This is a genomic window from Carboxydothermus islandicus (genome assembly GCF_001950325.1).
In the GTDB taxonomy this organism is placed as follows: Bacteria; Bacillota; Z-2901; order Carboxydothermales; family Carboxydothermaceae; genus Carboxydothermus; species Carboxydothermus islandicus.
This window is the reverse complement of sequence record NZ_BDJL01000030.1, coordinates 109,014-115,132: the sequence shown is the minus strand read 5'-3', so window position 1 is coordinate 115,132 and position 6,119 is coordinate 109,014. Positions and strand designations below refer to the sequence as shown.

The window sequence follows — 6,119 nt, the reverse complement described above, 5'->3', positions numbered from 1 at the left end:
GCAGTTAAGCCCTCCAGCGCCGATGGTACTGGGACGTTAGGTCCCGGGAGAGTAGGTCGCTGCCGGAAAAAACTATAAAAGGGATAGGCAACTTGCCTATCCCTTTTTTCATCCGCCAAAAATAGGGACGGTTCTTTTTTTTGGCGTATAGACGCAAATATCAGAACCGTCCCTAAAATTGGTGTTTGGGAAGATAGGAAAAGTGTTATAATAACAGAGGAAAGGGGTGAGAGTATAATGGATACAATGTATTGGAAAGATAATACTTTATTTTTATTAGATCAAACGAAATTACCTATCGAAGTTACATATGTTAAACTTAAAACTTATGAAGAGGTGGCAGAAGCTATTGTCTCGATGAAGGTCCGCGGAGCACCGGCCATCGGGGCTGCGGCAGCTTACGGTATGGTTCTGGGGGTTATGGGCTTTAGGAATGATCAGAATTTAGATAATTATCTAAGAAATGTTTATGAGACGCTAAAAAATACCCGACCAACGGCTGTTAATTTATTTTGGGCTTTAGACCGGATGTGGAAAAAATACCTTGAAGTAAAAAATCAGAACTTCGAGGAAATAGCTAAGGCTCTTTTAAATGAAGCTAAGAGTATATTTTACGAAGATATTGAACTTAACAAAAAAATTGGGGCTTATGGTTTAGAAGTTGTTCCTGAAAATGCCTCAATTTTAACCCACTGTAACGCCGGTGCCCTAGCAACTGCTGGATATGGGACAGCCTTGGGTGTTGTCAGGGCCGCTTTTGCAGCGGGAAAATTAAAGAGGGTTTTTGCCGATGAAACCCGGCCGTTACTGCAGGGTGCGCGTTTAACTGCTTTTGAACTCTTAGAAGATGGAATTGATGTTACTTTAATATGCGATAACATGGCCGGTTATGTGATGAGCCTTGGGCTGGTTGATTTAGTTGTTGTTGGGGCAGACCGGGTTACCGCAAACGGTGATGTAGCCAATAAAATTGGTACATATTCTTTGGCGATTTTAGCTAAAGAACATGGGATACCTTTTTATGTTGCTGCTCCTTATTCTACTATTGATTTAAATTTAAATTCAGGAAAAGATATACCCATTGAAGAAAGAAATCCCGATGAAGTTCGGAAAATTGGCGACCGGTTAATAGCGCCCTCTAAGGTTAAAGTTTTTAACCCTGCTTTTGATGTAACTCCGGCAAAATATATTACCGGAATAATAACCGATAGAGGAATTGTTCGTCCTCCCTATAGAGAAAATATTAAAAAACTCTTTGGAGGTAATTAAGATGAGCCGGGAAGAGTTATTAGCTGCCGCCCGAGAGGTGGTTTTGGAAGGTCTGGTGGTTTCTCCTTGGGGAAATTTAAGCCTTAGAACTGGCGATACTTCTTTTCTTATTACCCCAAGCGGTGTGGATTATAAGACTATGAACCTGGAGGACTTAGTTGAGGTCGGCTTGGATGGGAGTATCAAACAGGGAAAGCTAAAGCCTTCATCGGAGTATCAGTTGCACCTGGAAATTTACAAGGCCAGAAGGGATATTCGGGCGATTGTACATACCCACAGTCCGTATGCTTCTGCCTTTGCTGTAGCCCGCAAACGGTTGCCGGCGGTGATTGAAGATTTAGCCCAGATTGTTGGGGGAGATGTAGAAGTTGCTGAATATGCGCTGCCGGGGACGGAAATGCTGGCTCGAAACGCCGTAATAGCTTTGGGAAACAAATTTGCCGTTCTTTTAGCCAATCATGGCGTAGTAGGAGTAGGAAGGAATATGGAGGAAGCTTTGCGAGTTGTACGGGTAGTGGAAAAAGGAGCAAAAGTTTTTCTTCTTTCGACAATTATTGGTGATCCGGTACTATTGGAACCGGAAGAAATTCAGGTAATGCATGATTTTTATTTAAATAAATACGGGCAAAGGTAGGGATAAAAAATGAGAGCGTACGACATTATCTTGAAAAAACGGAACGGAGAAAAACTTTCTAAAGAGGAAATTTACTTTTTTGTCCATGGTTTTACCCGGGGTGAGATTCCTGACTACCAAATGGCAGCCTTCCTAATGGCAGTTTATTTTCAAGGAATGGACGAAGAAGAAGTTGCTGATTTGACCATGGCAATGGTGGAATCGGGGGATAAAGTAGATCTTTCAGCAATTTCCGGGATAAAGGTTGACAAGCATAGTACCGGAGGTGTAGGTGATAAAACAACTTTAGTTTTAGCACCGCTTGTGGCTGCGGTTGGCGTTCCGGTTGCCAAAATGTCCGGACGCGGCCTGGGGCACACCGGTGGAACTTTAGATAAATTAGAATCCATTGCCGGTTTTAATGTAGCTTTATCCCCGGAAGAGTTTATAAAGCAGGTTAATGATATAGGTATAGCGGTTATTGGGCAGACGGCAAAACTTGCTCCTGCCGATGGCAAAATGTACGCTTTAAGGGATGTTACGGCTACGGTGGATAGTCTGCCGCTGATTGCTTCCAGCATCATGTCCAAAAAAATTGCTGGTGGCGCCGATGCCATAGTCTTAGATGTGAAAACCGGCAGCGGTGCCTTTATGAAGGATTTAGAAGGAAGCATTCGGTTGGCACAGGCTATGGTGAAGATCGGCGAGAGGGTTGGGCGAGAAACGGTCGCAGTTATATCAGAAATGGGTGAACCTTTGGGATTTGCCGTGGGTAATAGCCTGGAAGTGAAGGAGGCAATAGCAACCTTAAAGGGTGAAGGACCGGAGGATTTAACAGAACTTTGTCTTACCTTAGGGGGATATATGGTTTATCTCGCCCGGAAGGCAGATACTTTTGAAACCGGTAAGGAGATGTTAAAAGAAGCTTTGCAATCGGGTAAGGCTTTTGCCAAGTTAAAAGAGTTTGTTAAAAGCCAGGGAGGCGATGTGCACCAGATTGATGATCCTGCGCTTTTACCAAAAGCTCAAAAGGTATATCAGATTAAAGCGGAAAATGATGGTTTTGTAATTGAGGTTGATGCGTTAAAGATTGGTTTAGGGGCCATGTACTTGGGAGCTGGCAGGGCAACGAAGGAAGACAAAATAGACCACAGTGTTGGGGTTGTTTTACGGAAAAAAGTTGGAGATGAAGTGCAGGAAGGAGATGTCTTAGCCGAACTTCACTATAATGATGAAAAGAATTTGGAAGATGCGCAAAAAATTGTATTTGCAGCTTTTAAAATTGATAGTAGGCCACCTCAAAAGGCTCCATTTATTAAAGCTGTGGTGACGTCTAAGGGAGTAGAGAGATATGTCTGATTTAAAAAATATATTGTATGAAAAAGCCAAAGAAGCCAGAGAAAACGCTTATGTTCCTTATTCGGGGTTTAAAGTTGGTGCCGCAGTATTAGGAGAGACGGGAAAAATTTATCAAGGGGCTAATATAGAAAATGCTTCGTATGGACTTACAATTTGCGCGGAAAGAGTAGCCATAACAAAAGCGGTAAGTGAAGGTGAAAAAAAGCTAAAAGCTATCCTGGTAATAGGGGATACCCCAGAACCTATTTCGCCCTGCGGCGCTTGCCGTCAGTTCATGGCCGAATTTAAGATTGAAACAATTTACTTAGCCAATCTGGCAGGGGACATAAAAGAATTTACCTTAGAGCAAATTTTACCTTATTATTTTACTTTAGAGAAGGAGGAAAATTAATGGTAAATCCTACTGACATTGCGCAAAGGATCGACCATACCCTATTAAAAGCAACGGCAACTTATACCGATATTGAAAAGTTATGTCAAGAAGCCAAGCAGTTTAACTTTAAGAGTGTCTGTGTTAATCCTGTTTTTGTACCGTTTGCTTTCCAAATATTAAAAGACACTGAAATTAAAGTTTGTACTGTAATTGGCTTTCCCTTGGGGGCAACCAGCACTGCGGTAAAGGCATTTGAAACTTCCTGGGCCGTTGATAATGGAGCAACGGAGATAGATATGGTAATTAATATTGGTGCCTTAAAAGCGGGAAGGTACGATGAAGTTTTAACGGACATAAAAGAGGTAGTAAGTGCGGCAAAGGGAAAAAATCCCAACGTTGTGGTCAAGGTTATTATCGAAACCTGTTACCTAACAGATGAAGAAAAAATTAAAGCTTGTGAACTGGCGGTTGAGGCGGGTGCAGATTTTGTAAAAACTTCAACGGGGTTTGGAACCGGAGGGGCAACCGTTGAAGATGTTCGTTTAATGAAACGTACTGTTGGGGAAAAAGCAGAAGTTAAAGCATCCGGAGGAATAAGGTCATTAGCTGATGCCATTAAAATGATCGAAGCCGGGGCAACGAGACTGGGGACCAGTTCTGGAGTCTTGATAATGCAGGGGTTAATTAGTGGCGAAGATTATTGATACAACGCGGGGCTAACTGCCCTGCTTTTTTTAAGGTCGTATCAGAAAAATTTTAAAGTAAAAAATCTTAAGTGAAAGTTGACACAAGAACAAACTTTATTTACAATATAAGTAGAAGAAAGTTTTGGAAAAATGATATTTAAACAAAAGGCAGGTGCATGACGATGGTTGTTTATATAATTGTATTTCTAATGCTTTGTCTTGTGGTTATAAACGGAATTGTTGGAATTGGCGGGTTATATTTTGCTTTAAAAAGTTCCAAAAATCACAAAAAAATGGTTTTGGTGAGTAAAACTCTATCGGCAATAGATAATTAGTTTTTAGAAATATTTAACCCTAAAAGAGCCAAATCAGCGCTCTTTTTTTTTTGTTAAAAAAAAGTTATTATTAATAAAAAGTATCAAAAAAAGAAGGGATTAAATGATGACTCAGGAAATTGCTACGATAGTGCAAAGGACTTATGAAATTGTAAAAAAAATTAACCGGAATCCAAAGGAGGAGCTTTTCCAAATAATCCAGAAATTGCAAAAGGGGGAGCGCCTTAGCCTGCTTGAAGCAGGCATAGCTTTTGCCACTGATACTGAGGAGTTAGATCAAATTTTATTTTGGCAGGCCAGGAAGGTAAAAGAAGAGATATACGGTAAAAGAATTGTTTTATTTGCTCCCCTTTATTTAAGCAATATTTGCATCAATAACTGCAGTTACTGCAGCTTTCGTCGGGAAAATAAGGATTTATCACGGGTGCGCTTGAGTTTAGAAGAGGCGGTGGAGGAGGCTAAAGCTATCCGGGAGATGGGACATACGCGCATCCTGTTAGTTATGGGGGAAGAACCGGAAGATAAAACCTTATCTTATTTAGAGGAAATAATTCCTGCCATCTATTCCGAGGTAGATATTCGGCGAATAAATGTAAATATAGCTCCTCTCACTTTAAAGGGATATGAACGATTAAAAAAACTAAATATTGGGACGTACCAGCTGTTTCAGGAAAGCTATAATCGGGAAATTTACCGCAAAGTCCATCTGGATGGCCCGAAAACAAACTTTCACTGGAGGCTTACCGCTGTTGAGCGGGCGATCGAAGCTGGAATTGATGATATAGGAATTGGAGCGTTATTTGGGCTTGGAGATCCGCTTTTTGAATTACTTGGGGTTATTGCTCATGCTGATTATTTAAAGAAAAAATTTGGAATTGGACCTCATACAGTTTCGGTTCCGCGTTTAAAGCCTGCATCGAATTCGGTACTTTCTAATGACTTTAAGATAAGTGATCACAAGTTTAAAAAGATAGTGGCTATACTTAGAATAATGCTGCCTTATACCGGAATAATTCTATCTACCCGGGAACCGCAGCATTTACGGGATGAATTAGTAGAACTTGGTGTTTCCCAAATGAGTGCTGCATCCAGAACCGGTCCGGGAGAATACCGGGGGAAAAGAGGAGACGAAGAAAGACAACAATTTTTACTTTCCGATCATCGCTCTTTAGCAGAAATTGTTGAGGTATTAATTGAGAAAGGCTTTCTTCCCAGTTTTTGTACCGCCTGTTATCGCAAGCGAAGAACCGGGAAAACGTTTATGGGATTAGCTGATCGGGGGCAGATTAAAGATTTTTGTACCCCCAATGCTCTTTTCTCTTTTGCGGAATATCTTTATGAAATAAAAGACAAGCATCCTGAACTATATAAAAAAGGTATTGGATATTTGTTGCAGGTGGTAAAGCGCTTATCAAACTCTGAAAACATAGGGCGGGCTATTGAGTACATTTTAAAGGGCGAAAAAGATGTATTTTTATAGGTGA

7 protein-coding genes are annotated in these 6,119 nt (G+C 40.9%); all 7 read left to right on the top strand.

Annotated elements, in window-relative coordinates:
- Positions 1-237 precede the first annotated feature (237 nt).
- The 7 genes from mtnA (at position 238) to hydG (ending at position 6,115) form a co-directional block, all read left to right on the top strand.
- Positions 238-1,269, top strand: coding sequence for an S-methyl-5-thioribose-1-phosphate isomerase (gene mtnA / locus ciss_RS05335; protein ID WP_075865261.1), 1,032 nt, complete (start codon positions 238-240; stop codon positions 1,267-1,269).
- Position 1,270: 1 nt separating this feature from the next.
- On the top strand, positions 1,271-1,903 hold the full coding sequence (locus tag ciss_RS05330) for a class II aldolase/adducin family protein (protein WP_075865260.1): 633 nt from the start codon (positions 1,271-1,273) through the stop codon (positions 1,901-1,903).
- Between the two features lie 9 nt (positions 1,904-1,912).
- Positions 1,913-3,241 (top strand): pyrimidine-nucleoside phosphorylase, encoded by a 1,329-nt coding sequence (locus tag ciss_RS05325; RefSeq protein WP_075865259.1) that lies wholly within the window; start codon positions 1,913-1,915, stop codon positions 3,239-3,241.
- On the top strand, positions 3,234-3,632 hold the full coding sequence (locus tag ciss_RS05320) for a cytidine deaminase (RefSeq protein ID WP_075865258.1): 399 nt from the start codon (positions 3,234-3,236) through the stop codon (positions 3,630-3,632). Before ciss_RS05325 ends, ciss_RS05320 begins: the two co-directional genes overlap by 8 nt.
- The gene (gene deoC / locus ciss_RS05315; RefSeq protein WP_075865257.1) at positions 3,632-4,318 is read left to right on the top strand and encodes a deoxyribose-phosphate aldolase; all 687 of its coding nucleotides are present in this window, start codon (positions 3,632-3,634) and stop codon (positions 4,316-4,318) included. Before ciss_RS05320 ends, deoC begins: the two co-directional genes overlap by 1 nt.
- 164 nt (positions 4,319-4,482) lie before the next feature.
- Positions 4,483-4,635, top strand: a complete 153-nt coding sequence (locus ciss_RS13295; protein WP_166503988.1) for a hypothetical protein — start codon at positions 4,483-4,485, stop codon at positions 4,633-4,635.
- 103 nt (positions 4,636-4,738) lie between these two features.
- Positions 4,739-6,115 (top strand): [FeFe] hydrogenase H-cluster radical SAM maturase HydG, encoded by a 1,377-nt coding sequence (hydG, locus tag ciss_RS05310; RefSeq protein ID WP_077177460.1) that lies wholly within the window; start codon positions 4,739-4,741, stop codon positions 6,113-6,115.
- Positions 6,116-6,119 lie beyond the last annotated feature (4 nt).

Bases quoted from the DNA above. Each gene is read 5' to 3' on its own strand.
- hydG (WP_077177460.1), top strand. From the start codon at position 4,739: ATGATGACTCAGGAAATTGCTACGATAGTGCAAAGGACTTATGAAATT.
- ciss_RS05330 (WP_075865260.1), top strand. From the start codon at position 1,271: ATGAGCCGGGAAGAGTTATTAGCTGCCGCCCGAGAGGTGGTTTTGGAA.
- ciss_RS13295 (WP_166503988.1), top strand. From the start codon at position 4,483: ATGGTTGTTTATATAATTGTATTTCTAATGCTTTGTCTTGTGGTTATA.
- ciss_RS05320 (WP_075865258.1), top strand. From the start codon at position 3,234: ATGTCTGATTTAAAAAATATATTGTATGAAAAAGCCAAAGAAGCCAGA.
- mtnA (WP_075865261.1), top strand. From the start codon at position 238: ATGGATACAATGTATTGGAAAGATAATACTTTATTTTTATTAGATCAA.
- deoC (WP_075865257.1), top strand. From the start codon at position 3,632: ATGGTAAATCCTACTGACATTGCGCAAAGGATCGACCATACCCTATTA.
- ciss_RS05325 (WP_075865259.1), top strand. From the start codon at position 1,913: ATGAGAGCGTACGACATTATCTTGAAAAAACGGAACGGAGAAAAACTT.